The sequence below is a fragment of the Algibacter ulvanivorans genome, from assembly GCF_048381495.1.
GTDB classification, from domain to species: domain Bacteria; phylum Bacteroidota; class Bacteroidia; order Flavobacteriales; family Flavobacteriaceae; genus Algibacter_B; species Algibacter_B ulvanivorans.
In genome coordinates this window covers 1-291 of record NZ_JBLWGD010000068.1, presented here as the reverse complement: position 1 = coordinate 291, position 291 = coordinate 1, and the positions used below count along the sequence as shown (strand labels likewise).

1 protein-coding gene is annotated in these 291 nt (G+C 41.9%); it reads left to right on the top strand.

Annotated elements, in window-relative coordinates:
• On the top strand, nucleotides 1–291 hold a 291-nt coding region (locus ACNG5D_RS16000), incomplete at both ends, for an alanine:cation symporter family protein (RefSeq protein ID WP_418184529.1).

The window sequence follows — 291 nt, the reverse complement described above, 5'->3', positions numbered from 1 at the left end:
AAACCAACGAACCTGTTCGTGAAGGTCTGGTGGCCATGCTTGGTCCAGCCATTGATACTTTGGTGGTGTGTACCTTAACAGCTTTAGCTATTTTAGTTACAGGTGTCTGGCAAACTACCGATGCCAATGGTGTGAGTTTAACAGCCTCAGCGTTTGGCAATGCCATGCCTGGAGTAGGGAAGTACTTGTTGTTGGTTTGTATTGCTGTGTTTAGTATTTCGTCTTTATTTTCGTATTCTTATTATGGTTCCAAGTGTATGTCTTTTCTCTTTGGAGCAGATAATAAACACT